20 protein-coding genes are annotated in these 22,872 nt (G+C 54.1%); 10 read left to right on the top strand and 10 right to left on the bottom strand.

What is annotated here, in order from left to right; all coding sequences use genetic code 11:
* Positions 1-152: 152 nt before the first annotated feature.
* The 3 genes from OKF39_RS13385 (at position 153) to tyrR (ending at position 4,259) form a co-directional block, all read left to right on the top strand.
* Positions 153-1,550: a YcjX family GTP-binding protein gene (locus tag OKF39_RS13385; protein ID WP_320700786.1), complete on the top strand. Its 1,398-nt coding sequence runs from the start codon at positions 153-155 to the stop codon at positions 1,548-1,550.
* Positions 1,547-2,605, top strand: coding sequence for a TIGR01620 family protein (locus OKF39_RS13380; RefSeq protein ID WP_479983036.1), 1,059 nt, complete (start codon positions 1,547-1,549; stop codon positions 2,603-2,605). Before OKF39_RS13385 ends, OKF39_RS13380 begins: the two co-directional genes overlap by 4 nt.
* A 112-nt stretch (positions 2,606-2,717) precedes the next feature.
* Positions 2,718-4,259, top strand: coding sequence for a transcriptional regulator TyrR (gene tyrR, locus OKF39_RS13375; protein ID WP_028013361.1), 1,542 nt, complete (start codon positions 2,718-2,720; stop codon positions 4,257-4,259).
* Between the two features lie 33 nt (positions 4,260-4,292).
* Here tyrR and OKF39_RS13370 read toward each other — a convergent pair whose 3' ends face one another.
* Both OKF39_RS13370 and tpx read right to left on the bottom strand, forming a co-directional pair.
* Positions 4,293-5,501 carry an aldose 1-epimerase family protein gene (locus tag OKF39_RS13370; RefSeq protein WP_479983035.1) on the bottom strand — a complete coding sequence of 403 codons (1,209 nt, stop codon included), beginning with the start codon at positions 5,499-5,501 and terminating at the stop codon, positions 4,293-4,295.
* A gap of 275 nt (positions 5,502-5,776) precedes the next feature.
* Complete coding sequence (gene tpx / locus OKF39_RS13365) at positions 5,777-6,283, bottom strand: thiol peroxidase (protein ID WP_028013359.1); 507 nt, start codon at positions 6,281-6,283, stop codon at positions 5,777-5,779.
* 108 nt (positions 6,284-6,391) lie between these two features.
* On the opposite strand from tpx, the gene ycjG reads away from it, so the two are divergent.
* Complete coding sequence (gene ycjG / locus OKF39_RS13360) at positions 6,392-7,357, top strand: L-Ala-D/L-Glu epimerase (RefSeq protein WP_236307990.1); 966 nt, start codon at positions 6,392-6,394, stop codon at positions 7,355-7,357.
* Here ycjG and mpaA read toward each other — a convergent pair.
* Positions 7,348-8,061, bottom strand: coding sequence for a murein tripeptide amidase MpaA (gene mpaA, locus OKF39_RS13355; protein ID WP_069732859.1), 714 nt, complete (start codon positions 8,059-8,061; stop codon positions 7,348-7,350). The two genes, ycjG and mpaA, sit on opposite strands and share 10 nt — an antisense overlap.
* A 185-nt stretch (positions 8,062-8,246) precedes the next feature.
* On the opposite strand from mpaA, the gene OKF39_RS13350 reads away from it, so the two are divergent.
* Positions 8,247-9,863, top strand: coding sequence for a peptide ABC transporter substrate-binding protein (locus OKF39_RS13350; RefSeq protein ID WP_047368679.1), 1,617 nt, complete (start codon positions 8,247-8,249; stop codon positions 9,861-9,863).
* 101 nt (positions 9,864-9,964) lie between these two features.
* Here OKF39_RS13350 and OKF39_RS13345 read toward each other — a convergent pair whose 3' ends face one another.
* Complete coding sequence (locus OKF39_RS13345) at positions 9,965-10,894, bottom strand: aromatic alcohol reductase (protein WP_479983034.1); 930 nt, start codon at positions 10,892-10,894, stop codon at positions 9,965-9,967.
* Between the two features lie 142 nt (positions 10,895-11,036).
* On the opposite strand from OKF39_RS13345, the gene OKF39_RS13340 reads away from it, so the two are divergent.
* Positions 11,037-11,936, top strand: a complete 900-nt coding sequence (locus OKF39_RS13340; protein WP_479983033.1) for a LysR family transcriptional regulator — start codon at positions 11,037-11,039, stop codon at positions 11,934-11,936.
* A 190-nt stretch (positions 11,937-12,126) separates the two neighbouring features.
* On the opposite strand, the gene OKF39_RS13335 is transcribed toward OKF39_RS13340, so the two are convergent.
* The 3 genes from OKF39_RS13335 to OKF39_RS13325 all read right to left on the bottom strand — a co-directional run bounded on the left by OKF39_RS13335 (position 12,127) and on the right by OKF39_RS13325 (position 15,796).
* On the bottom strand, positions 12,127-12,267 hold the full coding sequence (locus tag OKF39_RS13335; RefSeq protein ID WP_032644880.1) for an Ecr family regulatory small membrane protein: 141 nt from the start codon (positions 12,265-12,267) through the stop codon (positions 12,127-12,129).
* A gap of 74 nt (positions 12,268-12,341) precedes the next feature.
* On the bottom strand, positions 12,342-13,574 hold the full coding sequence (locus OKF39_RS13330) for a sensor domain-containing diguanylate cyclase (protein WP_479983032.1): 1,233 nt from the start codon (positions 13,572-13,574) through the stop codon (positions 12,342-12,344).
* A 92-nt stretch (positions 13,575-13,666) separates the two neighbouring features.
* The gene (locus OKF39_RS13325) at positions 13,667-15,796 is read right to left on the bottom strand and encodes a putative bifunctional diguanylate cyclase/phosphodiesterase (RefSeq protein WP_479983031.1); all 2,130 of its coding nucleotides are present in this window, start codon (positions 15,794-15,796) and stop codon (positions 13,667-13,669) included.
* 454 nt (positions 15,797-16,250) lie between these two features.
* Between OKF39_RS13325 and OKF39_RS13320 the strand changes: the two genes are divergently transcribed.
* From OKF39_RS13320 to dbpA, 4 genes are all read left to right on the top strand, one after another.
* A complete protein-coding gene (locus OKF39_RS13320) occupies positions 16,251-17,393 on the top strand; it encodes a methyl-accepting chemotaxis protein (RefSeq protein ID WP_479983030.1) in 1,143 nt (380 codons plus the stop codon).
* Between the two features lie 154 nt (positions 17,394-17,547).
* On the top strand, positions 17,548-18,531 hold the full coding sequence (gene zntB, locus OKF39_RS13315; protein ID WP_028013350.1) for a zinc transporter ZntB: 984 nt from the start codon (positions 17,548-17,550) through the stop codon (positions 18,529-18,531).
* Positions 18,532-18,804: 273 nt separating this feature from the next.
* Complete coding sequence (gene ynaL, locus OKF39_RS13310; protein ID WP_071993717.1) at positions 18,805-18,987, top strand: proline-rich small protein YnaL; 183 nt, start codon at positions 18,805-18,807, stop codon at positions 18,985-18,987.
* 27 nt (positions 18,988-19,014) lie between these two features.
* The gene (dbpA, locus tag OKF39_RS13305; RefSeq protein WP_479983029.1) at positions 19,015-20,388 is read left to right on the top strand and encodes an ATP-dependent RNA helicase DbpA; all 1,374 of its coding nucleotides are present in this window, start codon (positions 19,015-19,017) and stop codon (positions 20,386-20,388) included.
* A 42-nt stretch (positions 20,389-20,430) separates the two neighbouring features.
* Here dbpA and ttcA read toward each other — a convergent pair whose 3' ends face one another.
* From ttcA to xisR, 3 genes are read right to left on the bottom strand one after another with little or no spacing between them, the layout of a single operon-like run.
* Positions 20,431-21,366, bottom strand: a complete 936-nt coding sequence (ttcA, locus tag OKF39_RS13300; protein ID WP_028013348.1) for a tRNA 2-thiocytidine(32) synthetase TtcA — start codon at positions 21,364-21,366, stop codon at positions 20,431-20,433.
* Positions 21,367-21,415: 49 nt separating this feature from the next.
* Positions 21,416-22,654, bottom strand: a complete 1,239-nt coding sequence (locus OKF39_RS13295) for an Arm DNA-binding domain-containing protein (RefSeq protein WP_479983028.1) — start codon at positions 22,652-22,654, stop codon at positions 21,416-21,418.
* 40 nt (positions 22,655-22,694) lie between these two features.
* On the bottom strand, positions 22,695-22,868 hold the full coding sequence (gene xisR / locus OKF39_RS13290; protein WP_479983027.1) for an excisionase family protein: 174 nt from the start codon (positions 22,866-22,868) through the stop codon (positions 22,695-22,697).
* Positions 22,869-22,872: the final 4 nt, after the last annotated feature.

Here is a 22,872-nt window from a genome sequence, read left to right as displayed (position 1 = left end):
CCTTACTCACTCCGGACTGACAGCAATGTCGTTCATCTTACTGGAGAGAAAACGGCAATAGCAATAAATAAGAATTGATAATCAACGATCTGCCCCCATTTATTGTATTCTGAAGCCATACATTCCTGGCTTCCGGGCAATGAAGGATGGCGATGAAGAGATTTAAGAACGAACTCAATTCACTGGTGAACCGCGGCGTTGATCGACATCTGCGTCTGGCCGTCACCGGCCTGAGCCGCAGCGGTAAGACGGCGTTCATCACCGCGATGGTAAACCAGTTGCTGAATCTGCACGCCGGCGCGCGGCTGCCGTTGCTCAGCGCCGTGCGCGAAGAGCGTCTGCTGGGCGTTAAGCGCGTCCCTCAGCGTGATTTTGGCATACCGCGTTTTACCTACGACGAAGGGCTGGCGCAGCTTTACGGCGATCCGCCCGCGTGGCCGACGCCAACGCGAGGCGTCAGTGAAATTCGCCTTGCGCTGCGCTTTCGTTCTAATGAATCGCTGATACGTCACTTTAAGGATACCTCAACCCTGTATCTGGAAATCGTCGATTATCCCGGCGAATGGCTACTCGACCTGCCGATGCTGGCGCAGGACTACCTCAGCTGGTCCCGCCAGATGACGGGCTTGTTGCAAGGGCAACGCGCAGAGTGGTCAACGAAATGGCGACAGCTGTGCGAGGGCCTTAATCCGCTGGCGCCTGCGGATGAAAACCGTCTGGCGACCATTGCTGAAGCCTGGACGGACTATCTGCATCAGTGCAAACAGGAAGGGCTGCACTTCATCCAGCCGGGCCGTTTTGTCTTGCCGGGTGATTTAGCAGGCGCGCCCGCGCTGCAGTTCTTCCCGTGGCCGGATGTGGACGGCGCAGGCGAGTCGAAGCTGGCACAAGCCGACAAACACACGAATGCCGGCATGCTGCGCGAGCGTTACAATTACTACTGCGAAAAGGTGGTCAAAGGTTTTTATAAAAACCACTTTTTACGTTTCGACCGCCAGATTGTGCTGGTGGATTGCCTGCAGCCGCTCAACAGCGGGCCGCAGGCATTTAACGATATGCGCCTCGCGCTGACGCAGCTGATGCAGAGTTTCCACTACGGGCAGCGGACGCTGTTTCGTCGTCTGTTCTCACCGGTGATCGACAAGCTGCTGTTTGCGGCCACAAAAGCCGATCACGTTACGGTCGATCAGCACGCCAACATGGTTTCTCTGCTGCAGCAGCTGGTGCAGGACGCCTGGCAAAACGCCGCGTTTGAAGGCATCAGTATGGATTGTCTTGGGCTCGCATCGGTGCAGGCGACCCAAAGCGGCCTGATTGACCTTAACGGCGAGAAAATACCGGCATTACGCGGGAATCGACTCAGTGACGGCGAGCCGCTTACCGTCTATCCCGGCGAAGTCCCCGCGCGGCTGCCGGGTCAGGCCTTCTGGCAGAGTCAGGGCTTCCAGTTTGAAGCCTTCCGCCCTCAGACCATGAGCGTCGATCGGCCGTTACCGCACATCCGTCTGGATGCGGCGCTGGAGTTTTTGATTGGAGATAAACTGCGATGACGGAACCCTTAAAACCGCGCATAGACTTTACCGGAACGCTTGAGCCCGAGCGTCAGGACGCCTTTAAAACGGCGCAGACGTTCAGCGGCGCGCAGGCGGAGAACTTTGCCCCGGCGCTGCCGGACGATCCCTCCGTCGAGGAAGGTCCGGCGGAGGCGGTCGTGGAAGCCGCTCTGCGTCCTAAACGCAGCCTGTGGCGCAAGATGGTCACCGCCGGTCTGGCGCTGTTTGGCGTCAGCGTGGTCGGGCAGGGCGTGCAGTGGGCGATGAACGCCTGGCAAACCCAGGACTGGGTTGCGCTGGGAGGATGTGCCGCGGGCGCGCTCATCGTGGGGGCGGGCGTCGGGTCGGTTGCCACCGAGTGGCGCCGCCTCTGGCGTTTGCGACAGCGCGCGCACGAGCGCGATGAAGCGCGGGATCTCCTCCACAGCCACAGCCACGGCACCGGCAAAGGCCGCGCCTTCTGTGAAAAACTGGCCAGCCAGGCCGGTATCGATCAGTCGCATCCGGCGCTCCAGCGCTGGTACGCCGCCATCCATGAAACCCAGAACGACCGGGAGGTGGTTACGCTCTATTCCCATATGGTTCAGCCGGTGCTGGATGCCCAGGCGCGGCGTGAGATTAGCCGCTCGGCGGCGGAATCCACGCTGATGATTGCCGTCAGCCCGCTGGCGCTGGTGGATATGGCCTTTATCGCCTGGCGTAACCTGCGCCTCATCAACCGTATCGCGAACCTTTACGGCATAGAGCTGGGTTACTACAGCCGGCTCAGGCTGTTCAAACTGGTCCTGCTCAATATCGCGTTTGCGGGCGCGAGCGAGCTGGTGCGCGAAGTGGGAATGGACTGGATGTCGCAGGATCTGGCGGCGCGTCTTTCAGCCCGTGCAGCTCAGGGCATTGGCGCGGGCTTGCTGACGGCGCGTTTGGGTATCAAAGCGATGGAGGTGTGCCGTCCGCTGCCGTGGATTGATGGCGATAAGCCGCGGCTGGGGGATTTCAGGCGTGAACTCATCGGTCAGCTGAAAGAAACGCTCAATAAAAAACCGTCTCCTTAAGGCGTTGTTCACTAATCGTGCTGGCTGTCAATATTTGTTGACAGCCATCTTCCGGTTCACCGAGTTCTGACATATCATTTTAACGTTATTGGCTTAAAACGGTGAATTTCCCATGCGTCTTGAAGTCTTCTGTGAAGACCGTCTCGGTCTTACCCGCGAATTACTCGATCTTCTTGTTTTACGTAGCATTGACTTACGTGGCATTGAGATCGATCCTGTCGGGCGAATTTACCTCAATTTTGCCGAAATTGAATTTAACACCTTCAGCAGCCTGATGGCGGAAATACGCCGTATCGCTGGCGTTACGGATGTACGCACCATCCCCTGGATGCCCTCCGAACGTGAGCACCTCGCCCTGAGCGCGCTGCTTGAAGCGATGCCCGAACCGTTCCTCTCTTTGGATCTGAAAAGTAAAGTCGAGCGCGTTAACCACGCGAGCTGCCAGCTTTTCGCGCAGAGCCAGGAGAAGCTCAGCAGCCACCACGCCGCGCAGCTGATCCCCGGTTTTAACTTTCAGCGCTGGCTGGACAGCAACCCGCAGAATACGCACAGCGAGCATGTGGTGATTAACGGGCAGAATTTCCTGATGGAGATCACACCGGTCTATCTGAAAGGAGAAGGAAATAGTCGCGTATTGACCGGGGCGGTGATCATGCTGCGCTCGACGCTACGCATGGGGCGCCAGCTGCAAAACCTCTCCAGCCAGGACGTTGGCGCATTCAGCCAGATTATTGCCGTCAGCCCGAAGATGCGCCACGTGGTTGACCAGGCGCGCAAGCTTGCCAGCCTGACCGCGCCGCTGCTGATTACCGGCGATACCGGTACCGGGAAAGATCTGCTGGCGCACGCCGTGCACCTGGCAAGCCCGCGTGCGGCAAAACCGTATCTGGCGCTTAACTGCGCTTCAATTCCAGAAGATGCCGTCGAAAGCGAGCTGTTTGGACACGCGCCGGAAGGCAAGAAAGGGTTCTTCGAGCAGGCCAACGGCGGCTCCGTGCTGCTGGACGAGATCGGCGAAATGTCGCCGCGTATGCAGGCTAAACTGCTGCGTTTCCTGAACGACGGCACCTTTCGCCGCGTCGGTGAGGATCACGAAGTGCATGTGGACGTGCGCGTCATTTGCGCCACCCAGAAAAACCTGGTGGAACTGGTGCAAAAGGGGATTTTCCGCGAAGATCTCTATTACCGCCTCAACGTCCTGACGCTGAACATTCCACCGCTGCGCGATTGTCCGCAGGACATCATGCCGCTCACGGAGCTGTTTGTGGCCCGCTTTGCCGACGAGCAGGGCGTTCCACGTCCGAAACTGTCTGCAGATCTCGGCACGGTGTTAATGCGCTACGGCTGGCCGGGCAACATTCGTCAGCTTAAAAACGCCGTTTATCGCGCGCTGACCCAGCTGGAAGGGTATGAACTGCGCCCTCAGGACATTCTGTTGCCGGATTACGACGCCGGGACGGTATCGGTAGGCGAAGAAGCGATGGAAGGCTCGCTGGATGATATCACCAGCCGCTTCGAGCGCTCCGTGCTGACGCAGCTGTACCGCAGCTACCCCAGCACCCGCAAACTGGCAAAACGGCTTGGCGTCTCGCATACCGCGATTGCGAATAAGCTACGTGAGTATGGATTGAATCATAAGAAAGGTGACGAATAACAAAAAGCCTCTGTAAAGAGGCTTTTTTAATGCTTATTCCTTCGCCAGCGGCGTGGTCACGATTTCTGTTTTTGTCTCGCCCTGAATCGACGCAATCCTGCTTTCGACGTCCTTCACCTGCTGCGCGCTGTGTAGCAGGGTATAGGTCAGGTCAAATTGAGCGCTGGCGCCTGGTTGCAGCTGCTTAACCCGCTTCTGCTCGCGTTCAATGGTGACGGGGTAGGCGTAGCTGGTGCCTGGCTCAATCCCCGTGACATAGCCCTGTTTTGGCGTATCGGTATTTTTCCACAGGGTCAGCACGGGCAGCTGGCGGGTATCAAACTGAATTGACGCGCCTTTGTCACCGGCTTTATTCACCACCGCCGCGAGGGTTTCATGGTTGCTGTCCGCAAGCGGTTTGATGTTAAAGACCATCTCATCAAAGCCTTTTGTCGGCCCGGCGTAGGTTTGCCAGTCGTTAACGCCCGCTTTCGCGTAATCATTGAACGGGCTCACGCTTGCCGCCGGGGCAAGGAAGCGCGCGCCTTCTTCGAGGACAGGCGCCCCGAAGTTGCTGTGGTAGATGATCTGATAGTCATGAGGGTAATCGGCATGGTTCGTCAGAACGTCATGCAGGCTGAACTGGTTGGTTCCTGGAACGTAACGCAGTTCGGTCATGGTTTGCAGATCCGCTTTTTTAAAGGTGCTTTCTTTGATGAGACCGCGAATACGAATTTCATGCGGGGCAGCATCCGCAATTTCTACTTCCACCTGGGATGCCGGTGTATTCCCCGCCTTGCCATGCAGGGTGTAAATCTGGCCGTCAGCGGTGACCGGGTGCCCCGTCCATTCGTAGCCACAGCGGACCATCATCTCGTTGAAACCTTCCAGCCAGCCAAGTCCGTTTCGGCTTTCCAGATTAATATACGCCGGATTAACGACCTCTTTAACGGGCGAATTCCACCCCAGCCTGGTGCCAAAGCCCTCCACATGCAGAAGGTTCATCCCGCGCGTCGGGCTTAAGGTGATGGTCAGGCCGTTTTTACTGCTAATAACGATCACTTTACTGCCTTCCTGCTTGCCGCCGTGCAACACTATTTGCTCAATGCTGAACGTTCGATCGTTAATTTTCAGCTCATCGCTGGAAATCTTCCAGTTCCCTTTTTCCACGCTGCTTTCAGCGCTTGTCAGCACCCAGGTTTTTGCTGCGGCATGGCCCGAAACCAGTACCGAAAGGAGCGTTAAAGCCAGTTTTATTTTCATATTTATCCCTTTTTGCTGAAACGATTATTTAACTTCGTGAGCAAATCTAATGTTTTGGCGATAAGGGAAATGTGATGCGCCTCACTGAGGGTAAATTCAGGGTTGTTTAACGATCAATATGCGGGTGTGATCGCTATTTTGCTGAATTCCAGAAACTTAATTGCGTTAATTTTGTGACGCAAGCTCATTGCTGCTTTAACGATTCAGCGAGTAATTAATAAAAAACCCCGCCATAGCGAGGTTTTGAAAAAGCGGTATAGAATGCTAAGTAATGATTATGCTTTCAGCTTTTCCAGCGCGGCGGTGTAATCCGGCTCGGTAGTGATTTCATTAACCAGTTCGCTGAAGATGACAGTGTCGTTTTCATCAAGAACCAGTACCGCGCGTGCTGCCAGGCCTTTCAGAGGGCCTTCGGCGATGCTGACGCCATAGTTTTCGAGGAAATCCGGGCTGCGCAGGGTGGAGAGGGTGATAACGTTGCTCAGGCCTTCAGCACCGCAGAAGCGAGACTGGGCGAACGGCAGGTCAGCAGAAATGCACAGCACAACGGTGTTGTCCATTTCAGTTGCCAGCTGGTTGAACTTACGCACGGATGCGGCGCAAACACCGGTATCAATGCTCGGGAAAATGTTCAGCACTTTGCGTTTGCCCGCAAACTGAGCCAGTGTGACGTCAGACAGATCTTTAGCCACCAGAGTAAAAGCCTGCGCTTTGCTGCCAGCCTGCGGAATGGAACCTGCAACAGCAACCGGGTTGCCCTGGAAATGAACGAGTTGTGACATAGATATCTTCCTGTTTACATATAGTTAACGTCGGGGCTAGTGTATGTCATCCGCGGATAACACGGCAAACCAAATTTTTTCGCCTTTCAGGGCTGCAAGGAGTCAGTGATGAGAAGTGTTAAGGTCTATGAAGAAGCCTGGCCACTGCATACCCCGTTTGTGATCTCCCGCGGCAGCCGAAGCGAAGCCAGCGTGGTGGTCGTTGAAATCGAAGAGGACGGTTTTAAAGGCGTAGGGGAGTGCACGCCTTACCCGCGCTATGGTGAAAGCCTCGCGTCAGTGATGGCGCATATCATGACGCTGGTGCCAGACCTGCAAACCGGGCTCACGCGCGAGGCATTACAGCAGCGTTTGCCCGCCGGGGCCGCACGTAACGCCATTGATAGTGCGCTCTGGAGTCTCGAGGCGGCGAAACAGCAGCAACCCCTGACAGCATTGCTGGGCGTGGCGCTGCCGGAATCGGTGGCTACCGCGCAAACGGTAGTGATTGGCGAGCCGGAACAGATGGCCACCAGCGCCAAAGCGCTTTATGACGCCGGGGCCCGGCTGCTGAAGGTGAAGCTCGACGATCGTCTGATTAGCGAGCGGATGGTCGCCATTCGCGCGGCGGTACCCTCAGCCACGCTGATTGTTGATGCCAATGAATCATGGCATCCAGAAGGGCTGGCCGCCCGCTGTCAGCTGCTGGCCGACCTGGGGGTGGCCATGCTGGAGCAACCTCTGCCAGCAAAAGATGACGCGGCGCTGAAGAACTTTATCCATCCGTTACCCGTTTGTGCGGATGAAAGCTGTCACACCCGCGCGAGCTTGAGCGAGCTGCAGGGCCGCTACGAGATGATTAATATTAAGCTCGACAAGACCGGCGGGCTGACAGAAGCGCTGGCCCTGGCGGCAGAAGCCCGGGCGCAAGGTTTTTCACTGATGCTGGGCTGTATGCTCTGTACGTCCCGGGCAATCGGCGCGGCGCTACCGCTGGTCAATCAGGTCCGTTTCGCCGATCTGGACGGCCCGACGTGGCTGGCGGTTGACGTCTCTCCCGCGCTCCATTTTACCAGCGGCGTGCTTCATCTCTGAGGCTGCCAGCGTAAAAGATCCACCATGGCTTTTAAGTATTTTTCGCTGGCCTCGTCGGAGGAGATCGGTGGGAATTCAGCGGTTATGCAGGGCAGGCTCAAATCGGCGCACCAGCTACCGAACGAGCCTGGCGTTTCATAGCCCACGCTGGTCACGAGCGGCAGGGCGAATGCGTCTGCCAGCCATGCGCCAAGCTCGGAGTGACGCGGATCTTCAATACAGGCCAGCGGATCGTGGAAGGAGACCACCCACGCGGGGTGGATCTTATGGATAAGCTGGCACAGCGCCTGGGTTTCCGGCTCTGAGCCCGGCTTATCTCCCGTTAGCAGAACCACATCACGCTCCTCGGCGGAGCTGTTCCAGCGATACACCGTTTCCCCGGCGCGCCAGTTTGCTGATGGAAAATTACGGTTTAAGTCAACGCCTCGCGCATTGGCGCGAAGACCCAGCTGGCAGCCGTCCGGGTTAACCGCCAGAATCACGTGATGACGCCGTAATGACGGCGTCAGCGTCCGCAGCGCACATGAAAGCGTCACGATGGAGGAGTTTTCATCCCCGTGCGTGCCGGCAAGAATCAAGCCGCTTTCGCGGTCTGCGTCGGGGGCGGGGAACCAGATCAGCGATGCGCCTAAAAAGGAGCGGCCATATTGCTCAGCGCCCGGCGGAAAGGCGCCGCGTTCCGCTCTCGGTCGGGTGGTTACCATACGAAATCCTGATAAAGAAGACACTACTGGCAGTGTTGTGCAAAACCCGCTGTTAATCAAATAGTTTCCGTAATGGCTAAGAATTGCCTTAAATCACTATTCAGGCGTAAGTTATTTGCATTTCTCTTTGTCGAAACAAATAATTACGCATCTGCTTAATACCTGAATTCATTAAAGGGGATCTTATGAAGCATCCTGTTTCGCGTCTTTTTGCCGCACTGTGCCTGTGCGGGCTCTCTTCACTTTCTTTCGCAGCTGACGTGCCGCAGGGCACTGCGCTGGCGCAAAAACAGGAGCTGGTCAGGCATATTAAAGACGAGCCGGCTTCGCTGGACCCGGCGAAAGCCGTGGGGTTGCCAGAGATTCAGGTGATTCGCGATCTCTTTGAAGGCCTGGTTAATCAGAATGAGAAAGGGGAGCTGACGCCGGGCGTGGCGACACGCTGGCAGAGCAACGATAACCGTGTCTGGATGTTTACCTTACGCGATGACGCGAAATGGTCCGACGGCTCCCCTGTCACCGCCCAGGATTTTGTCTACAGCTGGCAGCGTCTGGTTGACCCGAAAACCACCTCTCCGTTTGCCTGGTTTGCCGCGCTGGCGGGAATTAATAACGCGCAGGCCATTATTGACGGCAAAGCCGCGCCCGATACGCTGGGTGTGACGGCGGTGGACGCCAGAACGTTACGCGTTCAGCTGGACAAACCGCTGCCGTGGTTCAGCAACCTGACGGCGAACTTTGCTTTTTATCCAGTACAAAAAGCTAACGTCGAAAGCGGTAAAGAGTGGACGCGACCGGGCGCGCTGGTGGGGAACGGGGCTTACGTTCTGAAGGACCGCGTGGTGAATGAAAAACTGGTTGTGGTGCCCAATACGCACTACTGGGACAATGCCAAAACGGTACTGCAGAAGGTGACCTTCGTGCCGATTAATCAGGAATCGTCGGCGACCAAACGCTACCTGGCAGGGGATATTGATATTACCGAATCGTTTCCAAAAAACATGTATCAGAAGCTCATGAAGGACATTCCGGGGCAGGTTTATACGCCGCCTCAGTTGGGAACGTATTACTATGCCTTTAACACCCAAAAAGGCCCGACGGCGGATGCACGGGTTCGTCTGGCGCTGAGTATGAGCATCGACCGTCGTATCATGGCAGAAAAGGTGTTAGGGACGGGGGAGAAGCCCGCCTGGCACTTCACCCCAGACGTGACGGCAGGGTTCACTCCGGACGCCTCGCCGTTTGAGCAGATGTCGCAGCAGGAGCTGAACGCCCAGGCCAAAACCTTGCTGCAGGCTGCAGGATACGGTCCTCAGCGTCCGCTAAAGCTGAACCTGCTGTATAACACTTCGGAAAACCACCAGAAAATCGCGATTGCGGTGGCCTCCATGTGGAAGAAAAATCTCGGTGTGGATGTCAAACTGCAAAACCAGGAGTGGAAAACCTACATTGATAGCCGTAACACCGGCAACTTTGATGTGATCCGCGCCTCATGGGTGGGCGATTACAACGAACCATCAACGTTCCTGTCGTTGTTGACCTCCACTCACAGCGGCAACATCTCCCGCTTTAATGACCCTGCCTACGATAAGATCGTCCAGCAGGCGACGCTGGAAACCACCGCGAAGGCGCGCAATGCGGACTACAACATGGCGGAGAAAATCCTTATGGAGAAGGCGCCTATCGCGCCAATTTATCAGTACACTAACGGTCGCCTGATTAAGCCCTGGGTGAAGGGCTACCCGATCAATAACCCGGAAGACGTGGCATATAGCCGGACGATATATATTGAAAAGCACTAATCGGTACTGGCTTGCTGTTAACGCAAGGTAACCACGGCTAAATCCAGAGCTGGCGCGGCTGACAGCGCCAGTTTTCATTAGCGTCCTGAAAAGAGATGTCCTCAAATGACGGTTTTTAGCCATGACGCTATATCCTGGGTCGGCAGGTTATTCTGTACATTCCAGGTATCTTTCATCGGCCACCATACACCGTCTCCCCTGGCGAAGGCCGTGCGATAGCCTGTCATCGTATCATCCGGTTTCAAACGCAGCTCATCCAGTAACGCAGAGAGGGGTAATACGTCTTTAGTGAACGTTTGGCCGGTCACACGTTCAACGGTTTCTGCCAGTTTTCCGTATGAGGTTGTTTCACCTGCGATAAATATCACTTCATTTACGATCCGCGGCTGATGCAAATAAATTTCGGTGGTGAGTCGGCCAATATCCGCAGGTGATGTCACGGTGACCTGTGTGTCCCATCCTCCGAGCGCATTAATGGTTTTTTCGGATAAATTCACCACATCAAATGCCGGTTCGAAGAGAAAACTGGTAAACATGCCGGTTGAAACAATCACCCATTCCGTCGCGTTCTGTTCCCGCAGTAGCATCCTGACATCATACTGCTCGTCCCAGACGGGCTGACCGCTCCCTTTGCCTACCACATCGTAATTCACGCCAAACTGCCAGGGAAAATAGCGTTGAACGCCAGCCTCCAGTACCGCGCGAGTAATCTTTATCTGTGTTCCCGCGCCAGCGACAAACCCCATGCAGTTGATAACAGTATCAAAATCCGCGAAGTGGTTTTTTAACGCGTCAATCGTGCTGGCAGCGACATCGACAGAGATAAATTTGGCCCCTGCATCAGCCAGTTTTTGATGCGTTTCGGACTGAAGCTTACCCCGGCTGTCCCTGGAGCCGGGCGATACGATAACGGAGACAGCGCCGTCGCGCTGCGTGACTGCCGGAACCAGATACTCCAGCACGGCAGCGCCCAATTGTCCTGCACCAAGCACTAATACTTTTTCGCCTGTCGTGATATCACGTTCTTTCATACTGAGCCTCTCTTTGTTAAATCGCTTGATTACTTCAACTTGAGCAAGGTTATGTCAGATGGCTGCATTCGATAAGACGACAAGCATAAGTTAGACTGTTCGTAAAAATGGGATAATCGATCTTTTCATGCGCGGTGGGAATATGGATAAACTGGAATCAATGCGGGTATACGTTTGTGTGGTCGAGACCCATAGCTTCGCCAGGGCGGCAGAAGTGCTGGGGCTACCGCGCTCAACCGTATCGCGGGTCGTTAAGGAGCTGGAGACATACCTGGGCATTCAGCTTTTACAGCGCACCACCCGGAAACTCAGCGTGACCGCAGAAGGCCGACGTTACAATGACGAGAGCAAACGGCTGCTGACGGATATTGCGACAATGGAGTCTTCCTTTCCCGGCAGATCCGCGCAGCCAAGGGGCCGTTTTAAAGTCGGGATGCCGCAGTCTCTCGCCCGACATTGCATTCTTCCCAGTCTCCCGGAATTTCTCCGCCAGTATCCCGAGCTGGAGCTGATACTCTGTTCCAGCGATAACGTGGAGGACATTATTCAGGAAGGGTATGACTGCGTGATCCGCACCGGGAGGATCGAAGATTCAACGACGCTGGTCGCGCGCCCTCTGGCGAACTTCAGATGGGTTGTTCTGGCTTCTCCGGGCTATATAGCCGCCTGTGGTAAGCCGGAAAATCTCGACCAACTGGAAAAGCATTACGCAGTCGGCTACCTGAACCACCGCACCGGGCGTACCATTGACTGGTTTTTTACGCGTGATGACGGCGATTGTGCAATCCGCATGAAAGAGACGCTGATCGTCGATGACACCGACGCCTATATCCAGGCCGGAATTCAAGGGCTCGGATTAATTCGCGTGGCCAGCTATCTGGCTGAGCCGTATCTGAAGAGCGGGGCGTTGGTTCGCTGTATGGAGGACGTCTCTTTCGATTTACCGCTTTCGCTTGTCTATCCACAAAACCGCTATCTCCCGCCTTCGGTACGCGCCTTTTATGACTGGAGCAGAGCGGTGCTACACCAACATGGTGACTGACGGGCGAAAAACCTGATTTTGCTTAATAGCCGGAAATAAAAAAAGCCCGTCAGAGAACGGGCGAAATAAGCAAATGATTTAGTGATTCGTTATCAACATTGTTGGAGGATAACGCCGCGTATCTTACGTGGCTGAGGGCAATGCAGATACCTGACAAATTCGGTAGGTGAAACAATAAATTAAACGTGCACTACAGTGCGTCAAAAGTGGGGTAGAGACTGTTTTCCAGATATTCAACGAAAAACCAAATCTCACCGCTGAAAATAAACCATAAGCCAAATATAATAAGCAATAAAATAATTAAGGTGAGTATTATTTCTGTCTTTCCCATTGTTGCCACAACCCACCCGTCGTTAATTTACTTAAGCTGGGCATTGTAGCGGGGCTTTTCACGATACTCCAGTTTCATGCCGCAAGGACTTTATTACGCCCATCGTTTTTGGCGCGATAGAGCGCATCGTCGACACGTTTAAACAGCGCGTCAATACTCTCTTCCGGGTCATGCCGAGCCACGCCAATACTGACGGTAAAGCGTGGTAAGCCTGGGAGGGTAATATGGGCGACCGCCGCACGGACGGATTCGGCAATCTTCAGCGCCGTTTCGAGAGACGTACGCGGCAACAGGATGACAAACTCTTCACCGCCCCAGCGGAACACCAGGTCATCTTGTCTGCTGCAGGCTTCCAGCGTTCTGGAGAGGGCGATGAGCACCTCATCACCCTTCAGGTGACCAAAGAGGTCATTGATGTTTTTAAAATGATCGGTATCCACCAGCAGCAGGCTAAATTGCTGCTGGGCGGAGAGGTGGCTCAGGTTGGTTTGGTCGATAACGTTATAAAACTGACGTCGGTTGAGTAACCCCGTCATCGAGTCACGTAATGCAGCATTTTCCAGCTCCTGCTCAAGCCTCTTTTGCTCAGTGATATCATGGATTATGCACAGCATCAGTTTGTCACCGTATATTTCAATGGGTCCCGCGTAGGTCTGGACGTGGCGGGTGGTGCCATCGGCAAGGCGGTGAATAAAATTGAGCGGCTTATGTCCGCCGGGCAGCGCGGCGATCTCCGTCATGATGGGCATGACGCCTCTGCCAAGCGTGTTAATTTCCCAGGTGTGCTTCTGGCACATCTCATCATGTGAATAACCGTAAAAGCTGAGCGCGGCCAGGTTTGCATCGACAATTTGCCCGTCACGGGCAGGATCAATTAGCAACATTGGTGCGCTGTTGGTCAGGAAAAAGCGGGCGTAAAACCCGTGTTTTTTGCGTTGATAGGTTGCGGAACGGCTGGCTTTCAGGCCTGAGGGGGCGTGCGAAGAGATCCCTTCGAAAACGATAACATCACCATCCGGCGTGACGTGGGTGAGGGAGAGGCGACAGCTTATCGGTACGTCCTGCCCGCCCCGGCTAACTGTCCAGATCTCGACAATATCGTGATCGTTCTTCAGTTCAGGAACATACATCGACAGTACGGTTTGCGCACTTGCAGAACAGGATCCTTTACGCAGGTCATTCAGCGTTTTATTACCCGTTAGCTGTATTGCGGCCACATTTGCAAAAATAATCTGTTCCGAAACAGGAGAAATGAGCCACACGGGCGTTTTAATTGCATTAAGCGCATCAAAACTATTTTGCGACATAGTATTTTCCTTTTCATCGGCACGATACGCCTGGCAATCATGGCAGAACTGACCCGCATGTACTCCCTTGAAACATACTCTACTCAATCCCGTCAGGCATGATTTTTTTGTGAAATAAATTCGGGGTCCGTTTGAATTTTACTTATGGGTATAATTTGTTTGTCTGAGTTTTTTTGTAGCAGCAGCCACGGAACCTGTTCAGCAGGCAAGGGGCGGGAGAAAAGGTAGCCCTGGAGATAGTCACAGCCGAGGCTGGTCAGTATTGCCTGCTGTTCGTCCGTTTCAATCCCCTCGGCAACGACAGTCATCTCCATGGTGCGGGCAATATTAATAATGGTTTCCACCAGCTTGCGGCTTTTTTCATTTCCCAGCATAGAGGACACAAAGCTCTTGTCGATTTTAAGCTCTTTTGCCGGAAGAACGCTCAGCATCAGCAGATTGGAATAGCCCGTGCCAAAATCATCAATAGAGACGGTGATCCCCGCATGGTTAAAGACGTTGAGCAGCTCGATGCTGCGGTCGAGATTTTTTAGCGCGGTACTCTCCGTGACCTCCAGGATCAGCCTTGAGGGCGACAGATTATATTTATCCAGCATGGACGACACGATGTGAAAGATATCCGGCTGTTCGAACTGAATAGGGGATAAATTGAGCGATAACGTCCACTGGCTGAAACCTTGTTCAGTCCAGAAATGAAGCTGCCGACACGCGGCTTCAATAGCCCAGTTGCCAACCGGAATAATCAAACCCGTTTGTTCCAGAGTGGGTAAAAACAGACCTGGCAGCAAAACGCCTTGCTCCGGATGCCGCCAGCGCAGAAGAGCCTCAAAACCGTGGATTGTCTTATCTTTAGCATGCCAGGTTGGCTGATACCACAGTTCAAACCGATCGCTTTCCAGCGCCTGATAAAGTTCCTGCAGAAAACCCGGCTGCGCCGGAACCGCCGTTGACATCTCAGGGCGGTAAAACGCCCAGCCGTTACGACCTTCTTGCTTAACGTGGTGTAAGGCGGCGTCCGCCTTAAACTTCAGTTCATGCAGCGTTTCGCCATCCTGAGGATAAAGGCTTACACCCGCGCTGAGGGTGGTACTCAACGTATGTCCGCAAAGCGAAAGCGGGCGGCGCATATCCGCAAGCAGCGTCGTGAGCAGGGTAGTGAGCTTTTCTTCGTCGTATTCGGGAACCAGCAGGATAAAGGCATCCCCACCCAGCCTGGCCAGCGTCATCTCACGGGTAAGTAGGGAGGTGATGCGTTGGGCAATGGTAATTAATAACTCATCACCGACGCTGTGACCCCAGGTATCATTCACGCGTCTGAAGCGATCGACATTCAGAAAAATCACGGCAAATTGTTTGTTACTTAACAAGGCGCTGTGCAGACAATCCTGCATTCGGATATCCATCTGCTGGCGGTTTGCGAGGCCGGTGAGAGCGTCAAAGCGAACCTGTAGCTCAAGCTGACGGTTGAGTTGGCGCAGATTGTCCGTCAGCCGGCTGGTCCGCCAGTGCGAATCGATAAGCGAAATAATTAACATCATGCCGAGCAGGGCGAGCGTGGTGACGGAAACCCAGATGGATAACCCCAGCTCGCTGACCCCGCCGGGGAGCGTATGCGCCATCTCATGGAAATGCGCGGCGCTCATGCCCGTATAGTGCATCGCGCAAATGGCGGCGCCCATGACTAACGCGGCGAGAATGCGAGTCACAAAGACCCCTTTGTGCTTATCTCTAAGGCGAAAAGCCAGCCACAGCGCCACACCGGAGGCAACCACGGCAATCATCACGGACACACCCACAATGCGCCGATCCCAGAGGATGCTTCCTTCCAGCATCAACGCGGCCATGCCGATATAGTGCATAGCGACCACGCCAGCGCTGAGGATAACCGTGGCGAAGAACAGCCGAAAGGGAGAGAGGTGTTTGCCCGTAACGGCAATATTTATTGCTATCGTGGAGGCAACGATCGCCACGCCGAGAGACGCAAGGGTTAGCCATAGGTCATAGCTCATCATCATCGGCATTTGCATCGACAGCATACCGATGAAGTGCATTGACCAGATCCCGATGCCCAGCGTGATCCCGCCGGCAATGCGCCAGAACAGAGCCGCTTTACGGCTGGAAAGGGGAATTTTCCCGGCGCTGTCCAGGGCCACAAAGGAGGCGATAAACGCCACCAGATAAGAGACAGCGATCAACACAGGGTCCCACGATATATTGAGCATTATGCAATCCCACGCCTGAGAGGGTTACCGATGTTGCCGGCCGGCACGTCTTTATCTGGCAACGAACATGCGCATTCAAACCATATTAGTTATTTATCGTGGAAAATAGCCACTTATATAAAAGGTCAAACTTACCCGAAATATAAAATATATTCTTTATGTTAATGCATTAAGTACTGCTAAACATAGTCGATAGATTGTAGCAAAGCGTCTTAAATATGTGTGCATATGGACCGTTGTACCGCAGATAATGGTATCGCTTCAGGGGGCTTTGGACCAGCAATACAGTATATGGGGTATGACATTTCTACTAAAACACCTTTTTTATCTGACTTAAGTTAAATGCAGGGTGGGTAACGGCGAAACGAGAAACCAGCGTATTATGTGAGGACAAACGCAAAAGTGAATGCTATAAATCTAAATGCCGACCAAAATATAAGTTGTGGGTAAAATCATGCTAAGAAATATTAGTGTCAGGACCTTCATTGCCTGGTTCTTGCTGTGCCTGTTTTTAGTGAATGCAGGTATCGTTGCTCTATTTTCCAGCAATCTTCCTCTTTTCGTTTCGATTAATCTGGTCAATTTCGTTGGATTATTTTTTCTCTGGAGTTATATGACGAAGTTTCTTGTGACGCCGATCAATACTGTGAAAAAAAGTATTGAAGAAGTGACCGCAGGCAACTTAGGCGTCTCTATCCCCGAGTTTGGCAATAACTGCGCGGGGCGATTAATTCCCGGGATTAATAGTCTTTCCAGCAACATCGCTACGCTGGTGCGTGAGATCAGGGCATCATCACAAAACGCCATGGCCTTGTCGGATCAGCTCTCTTCCCGCAGTGCTCAGCTCTCGGTGAAAACAGAGCAACAGTCTGCATCTCTGGTACAAACTGCGGCAAGTATGGAGCAGATGGCGGCAAGTACCCGAAACAATGCCGATAATACCCGGCTGGCGAGCGAGCAGGCGAATGCCGCGACGCTGCAGGCGCGCAAGGGCGGAGATCTGATGGAACAGGTTGCCAGCAATATGCAATCCATTACCGAGTGCGCGCAGCAGATGACGGAAATTATCTCGCTGATCGACGGGATTGCATTCCAGACGAATATTCTGGCGCTTAACGCGGCCGTCGAGGCCGCGCGGGCGGGCGATCACGGGAAAGGGTTCTCCGTGGTCGCAGAGGAAGTCCGAAACCTGGCCCACCGCAGCGCTGAGGCGGCGAAAAACATCAAAACGCTGATTGACGTTACCAGCAGTAATGTCACCCAGGGTGCCAGCGTTGTGTCGGAAGCGGAGAAGAATATGCGTGACATCGTGACCGGCTCCGGCAACGTCAGCCGGTTAATGGACGAAATTTCTACCTCAACCGCAGAGCAGGAGAAGGGCATTTCCCAGATCACGCTGGCGCTGTCCGAACTGGAGCGGGTCACGCAAAGCAACGTGGCGATGGCGGAGGAGCTCAACGGTTCCTCTGATGTGCTGCGTAATCAGGTGATCGAACTGCAGACGCGGACCCGAAATTTCAGGCTGGACCAGGGGCACCCCTCGTCACCCGTAGCCAGCCCTGTCTCGTTTCATCCGCGCCCCGAGCACTCTCATTGACAGCTTCCCGAAGCCTGGCATGCCAGGCTTTTTTATTCTCAAAATATAGCGTGTACAATTCCTGAGCGATTTCAGCGCGATGCGAAACATAGTTGTTGCTTAACCCCTGATGGAAGCTAGACTGACATCGAAAGAGCCAAACAGGGGAGGCGCTGTGGAGAGCATTAAAGGATCCGAACTTAACGTTCCTGACGCAGTTTTTGCGTGGGTGCTGGACGGTCGCGGCGGTGCCCGACCGCTGGAAGATGATGATGTCATTGATAAAGAGCATCCCTGCTGGCTACATCTGAACTATACCCACCCGGACAGCGCTGACTGGCTGGCCTCGACTCCGCTGCTGCCTAACAACGTACGTGATGCGCTGGCGGGGGAAAGCCTGCGGCCTCGCGTAAGCAGGATGGGTGACGGGACGCTTATCACCCTGCGCTGTATAAACGGCAGCACGGATGAACGTCCCGATCAGCTGGTTGCGATGCGCGTCTATATGGACGATGGGCTGATTGTTTCCACACGTCAGCGTAAGGTTCTGGCGCTGGATGACATTGTGAACGACCTCAAAGAGGGGACCGGACCGGTTGACTGCGGCAGCTGGCTGGTGGACGTCTGTGACGCCCTGACCGATCATGCGAGCGAATTTATTGAAGAGCTGCACGATAAAATCATCGACCTGGAAGATAATCTGCTCGATCAGCAGATCCCGCCGCGCGGCTTTCTGGCGCTATTGCGCAAGCAGCTGATCGTGATGCGTCGGTATATGACGCCACAACGGGATGTGTATGCCCGTCTGGCCAGTGAAAGACTCAACTGGATGAATGACGATCAGCGCCGCCGGATGCAGGACATTGCTGACAGGCTGGGCCGCGGGCTGGATGAGATCGATTCCTGTATCGCCCGAACGGCGGTGATGGCGGATGAAATCGCGCAGGTGATGCAGGAGTCGCTGGCGAGAAGAACCTACACGATGTCCCTGATGGCGATGGTCTTTTTACCCAGCACATTTCTGACAGGGCTTTTTGGCGTCAATCTGGGCGGTATACCCGGCGGCGAATATCGGTACGGCTTCACCGCGTTTTGCGTCATGTTAGTTGTTTTGATTGGTGGTGTTGCATGGTGGTTGCATCGTAGTAAATGGCTGTAAATTTACGATTTTTTCACCTTTTTCGAGGATTAAAACGCTCTTTTAATTGAGCGAAGTCAATAAACATCACCCCCGTAAGGTGCAATATTACTCCCGCAGGTGAATGCAACGTCAAGCGATGGGCGTTGCGCTCCATATTGTCTTACTTCCTTTTTTGAATTACTGCATAGCACAATTGATTCGTACGACGCCGACTTTATAGTCGGCTTTTTTTTGCCTCCTGTTTCTCAGCGTCTACCCTAAAAGGGACGACAGCAAATCCTGGAGGGAAAGATGAGCATTTTACTCGCTCTGCTACTGCAACACGCGCGTCAGTCCGATCCTGTCCCCACCGATCCCGTGCCGATGCCCGATCCCATTCCGCGTCCGCAGCCGATGCCAGACCCGCCGCCGGACGAAGAACCGATTAAATTGTCGCATCGAACCCCGAGATCTGCGAGGATACGCGCCATCTGACCGTAAAGATGACCACGAGAGATTATTGTGACCGCTTTTTCTACCCTGAATGTTCTGCCTGCCACCCAACTCGACAACCTCAACGAGTTGGGATACCTCACGATGACGCCTGTTCAGGCGGCCGCGCTGCCCGCTATCCTTGAAGGCCGGGATGTGCGTGTGCAGGCGAAAACGGGCAGTGGGAAAACGGCCGCTTTCGGTCTTGGTCTGCTGCAGCATATTGACGCGTCGCTGTTTCAGACCCAGTCACTTGTCCTGTGCCCGACCCGCGAGCTGGCAGACCAGGTCGCGGGTGAACTGCGTCGCCTGGCGCGCTTCCTGCCCAATACCAAGATCTTAACCCTCTGCGGTGGGCAGCCGTTTGGCGCACAGCGCGATTCGCTCCAGCACGCGCCGCACATTATTGTCGCCACGCCCGGCCGCCTGCTTGATCACCTGCAAAAAGGCACCGTTTCGCTCGATGCCTTAAGCACGCTGGTGATGGACGAGGCGGACAGGATGCTGGATATGGGCTTCAGCGATGCCATTGATGAAGTGATCCGCTTCGCGCCGGCCGGGAGGCAGACGCTGCTGTTCTCTGCGACCTGGCCTGAAGCCATCGCCGCGATCAGCGGTCGCGTGCAGAATAATCCGCTCACCATTGAGATCGATAGCGTCGATGCTCTGCCGGCCATCGAACAGCAGTTCTTTGAAACCTCGCAGCAGGGAAAAATCCCGCTCCTGCAGAAACTGCTGAGCCAGCACCAGCCTGCGTCATGCGTGGTGTTCTGTAATACCAAAAAAGACTGCCAGGCGGTTTGTGATGCCCTGAATGCGGCGGGGCAGAGCGCGCTGTCGCTGCACGGCGACCTTGAACAGCGCGATCGCGATCGGACGCTGGTGCGCTTTGCTAACGGCAGCGCGCGCGTGCTGGTGGCGACCGACGTGGCCGCACGCGGCCTGGATATCAAATCCCTTGAACTGGTGGTCAACTATGAGCTGGCATGGGATCCCGAAGTGCACGTCCACCGTATTGGTCGCACTGCTCGCGCCGGAAACAGCGGGCTGGCCATCAGCTTCTGCGCGCCGGAAGAGGCGCAGCGCGCCAATATTCTCTCAGAAATGTTGCAGATCAAACTGAACTGGGTGAACGCGCCGGGGAACGTCAGGCTCGTGCCGCTGGAGGCCGAAATGGCGACGCTGTGCATTGATGGCGGCAAAAAGGCCAAGATGCGACCGGGGGATGTGCTGGGCGCACTGACCGGAGATGTGGGGCTGGAAGGAGCGGATATCGGGAAAATTGCCGTTCATCCGGCACACGTGTACGTGGCGGTTCGCCAGGCGGTTGCGCATAAGGCGTGGAAGCAGCTGCAAAACGGCAAGATTAAAGGCAAAACCTGCCGCGTACATCTGCTGAAATAAGGCATAAAGCGTCTCAGAAGGTCTTTCTGAGACGCCCATCGCTTATTTCACTTCAAGCACGTTCAGACGCAACTCTTCGAACTGATTGTCCTCGTCTTCCGGCTGCCAGCCCGCAGGCTGCATTGGGATCTCTTCCCGGTCAAACGCCAAATCGCCACCATTCACCACCTCCGAGCCGTGGTTGATACCTTTGAAGTCGAACAGCTCTACGTCCGCGAGGTGGGAAGGAACCACGTTCTGCATCGCGCTGAACATGGTCTCAATACGGCCCGGATAACGTTTGTCCCAGTCGCGCAGCATGTCGCCAATCACCTGACGCTGCAGGTTCGGCTGTGAGCCGCACAGATTGCATGGAATGATCGGGAACCCTTTCGCCTGAGAAAAACGCTCAATGTCTTTTTCCCGGCAGTAGGCAAGAGGGCGGATCACAATATGCTTGCCGTCATCGCTCATCAGCTTAGGCGGCATGCCTTTCATCTTGCCGCCATAGAACATATTCAGGAACAACGTTTGCAGGATATCGTCGCGGTGATGGCCCAGAGCAATTTTGGTCGCGCCCAGTTCCGTTGCGGTGCGATAGAGAATGCCGCGGCGCAGACGGGAGCAAAGCGAGCAGGTGGTTTTCCCTTCCGGGATCTTCTCTTTCACGATGCCGTAGGTGTTTTCTTCGACGATTTTATACTCAACGCCCAGCTGCTCCAGATATTCCGGCAGAATGTGCTCCGGGAAACCCGGCTGTTTCTGGTCAAGGTTGACCGCCACCAGGGAAAAATTCACCGGCGCGCTTTGCTGAAGATTACGCAGGATCTCCAGCATGGTGTAGCTGTCTTTACCCCCTGACAGGCAAACCATGATGCGGTCGCCTTCTTCAATCATGTTGAAGTCCGCAATGGCCTCGCCCACGTTACGGCGCAGGCGCTTTTGCAGTTTATTCAGGTTGTATTGCTCTTTCTTTGTATTTGATTGATTTTCTTGCATTTATTACTACCTTCGGAGCCAGTAGGGGCACAATAGGGGCAAAAATTTTTCAGCGTGCCAGCTTATCGTTAAGCATCAGCACCTGTTCGCCATTCATTTCTTCAATCCACGCACCGTAGACTTCATAAACCATTTGCGCGTTTTCATGCCCCATCTGGCTGGCTATGAAAGACGGGTTAGCGCCGGCAGATAAAAGCCAGCAGGCAAAAGTATGCCGCGTATGGTACGGATTCCGGCGGCGAATACCAGCACGTTTTACAGCTGCGTTAAATCTGGAGCCGATACTCGATAAAGAGTAGTAGGCCTTCTGTATGCCCTTGCGCATCCTGGGCATGAAAACAAACCGCAGGTTCTGATATTCCATCGCACCATACTCTCGGTGATGAAACACAATCTCGGTTTTGGGCTGTAACGAAGTCAGCGTACGCTGTGCCTTCAAGGCCTCTAGTGCTGGCTCTAATAGCGTGATAACTCGATCACCTGCATCGGTTTTTGGTGGGACGAACATTCCTAGCGCATTAAGGTTGCGCTGTATATGAGCCGTACCTTTTTCCCAGTCGATATCTTCCCAGGCAAGAGCTGCAAGCTCTCCATGACGGACACCAGTATAAACTGCGAACGTCCACATATTGAGGCTTTGGCCACGCTCGGATGCCGCAAGCAAACTAAACTCCTGCTTCGTTAAAGGATCCGGTTTTACTTTCCCTTTGTGTAGTTTCTTGATCCCTTCAAAGGGTTTGCAACTGATAAAGCCAGATTTGTGTGCAAACCGAAGAAGGGAGCACAGAAGCGATATATAGTTGTTCACGGTACGCACAGTGCGTCCCTGTTTGTTACTTCTGGGATTTGCCAGGTAAAGTGTCTCACCGTTCAACAGCTCCTTTCTGTATTTCAGAATGTCGCTGTGGCGTATAGTTGAAACAGGCGTATCTCCGTTAATGATGTGCATTAACGTACCGAGTTGTGAGCGAGTCTTACGCATGGTATTCGCGCTAATTTCGGTTTCTTTAATGCTCGTCCACAGTTCACACAGCTCTGAAAAGGTTTGAACTGAAGCAGTGGTTACGGTTTTTTTTGCTCTGGACGATGAAGGAAAGCGCTGGTGGTAATCAAACTCTCCAAGGTTGATCTCACTAACGATCACAGCCCGAAGATTCCCGGCTTTTTTGATGTTCGCCGGGGTGTTAATCCAACCTTTGAGAATTTCGCGGCAACGCTTTCCCCGGTACATAAACCAGATACAAATCTTATTGTTTCTGATTTCGACACCTGTAGGCAAAGCTGCCATCTTACGCATCCCTTATTAACTGATTAATTCTCGGATAGTTTTACCAGGTTGTGCCACGCAAGGTTTTTTCTCCGGAAGGAGAAACCCGTTTAAAATGGACACCTTCCACCCAACAGCCCTGTCGATACTTCTCAATCTGTCGTTCGGTCAGGCCTGTTTTTTCTGTGAGTCTTGCGCCAACAACCCATTCTTCGTTAAAAATTACCTGCGACATGGTT

The organism is Enterobacter cloacae complex sp. HYC042_NIDB, assembly GCF_056673315.1.
This window is presented reverse-complemented; position numbering and strand designations above follow the sequence as displayed.

Bases quoted from the DNA above. Each gene is read 5' to 3' on its own strand.
- OKF39_RS13385 (WP_320700786.1), top strand. From the start codon at position 153: ATGAAGAGATTTAAGAACGAACTCAATTCACTGGTGAACCGCGGCGTT.
- OKF39_RS13380 (WP_479983036.1), top strand. From the start codon at position 1,547: ATGACGGAACCCTTAAAACCGCGCATAGACTTTACCGGAACGCTTGAG.
- tyrR (WP_028013361.1), top strand. From the start codon at position 2,718: ATGCGTCTTGAAGTCTTCTGTGAAGACCGTCTCGGTCTTACCCGCGAA.
- OKF39_RS13370 (WP_479983035.1), bottom strand. From the start codon at position 5,501: ATGAAAATAAAACTGGCTTTAACGCTCCTTTCGGTACTGGTTTCGGGC.
- tpx (WP_028013359.1), bottom strand. From the start codon at position 6,283: ATGTCACAACTCGTTCATTTCCAGGGCAACCCGGTTGCTGTTGCAGGT.
- ycjG (WP_236307990.1), top strand. From the start codon at position 6,392: ATGAGAAGTGTTAAGGTCTATGAAGAAGCCTGGCCACTGCATACCCCG.
- mpaA (WP_069732859.1), bottom strand. From the start codon at position 8,061: ATGGTAACCACCCGACCGAGAGCGGAACGCGGCGCCTTTCCGCCGGGC.
- OKF39_RS13350 (WP_047368679.1), top strand. From the start codon at position 8,247: ATGAAGCATCCTGTTTCGCGTCTTTTTGCCGCACTGTGCCTGTGCGGG.
- OKF39_RS13345 (WP_479983034.1), bottom strand. From the start codon at position 10,894: ATGAAAGAACGTGATATCACGACAGGCGAAAAAGTATTAGTGCTTGGT.
- OKF39_RS13340 (WP_479983033.1), top strand. From the start codon at position 11,037: ATGGATAAACTGGAATCAATGCGGGTATACGTTTGTGTGGTCGAGACC.
- OKF39_RS13335 (WP_032644880.1), bottom strand. From the start codon at position 12,267: ATGGGAAAGACAGAAATAATACTCACCTTAATTATTTTATTGCTTATT.
- OKF39_RS13330 (WP_479983032.1), bottom strand. From the start codon at position 13,574: ATGTCGCAAAATAGTTTTGATGCGCTTAATGCAATTAAAACGCCCGTG.
- OKF39_RS13325 (WP_479983031.1), bottom strand. From the start codon at position 15,796: ATGCTCAATATATCGTGGGACCCTGTGTTGATCGCTGTCTCTTATCTG.
- OKF39_RS13320 (WP_479983030.1), top strand. From the start codon at position 16,251: ATGCTAAGAAATATTAGTGTCAGGACCTTCATTGCCTGGTTCTTGCTG.
- ynaL (WP_071993717.1), top strand. From the start codon at position 18,805: ATGAGCATTTTACTCGCTCTGCTACTGCAACACGCGCGTCAGTCCGAT.
- ttcA (WP_028013348.1), bottom strand. From the start codon at position 21,366: ATGCAAGAAAATCAATCAAATACAAAGAAAGAGCAATACAACCTGAAT.
- OKF39_RS13295 (WP_479983028.1), bottom strand. From the start codon at position 22,654: ATGGCAGCTTTGCCTACAGGTGTCGAAATCAGAAACAATAAGATTTGT.
- xisR (WP_479983027.1), bottom strand. From the start codon at position 22,868: ATGTCGCAGGTAATTTTTAACGAAGAATGGGTTGTTGGCGCAAGACTC.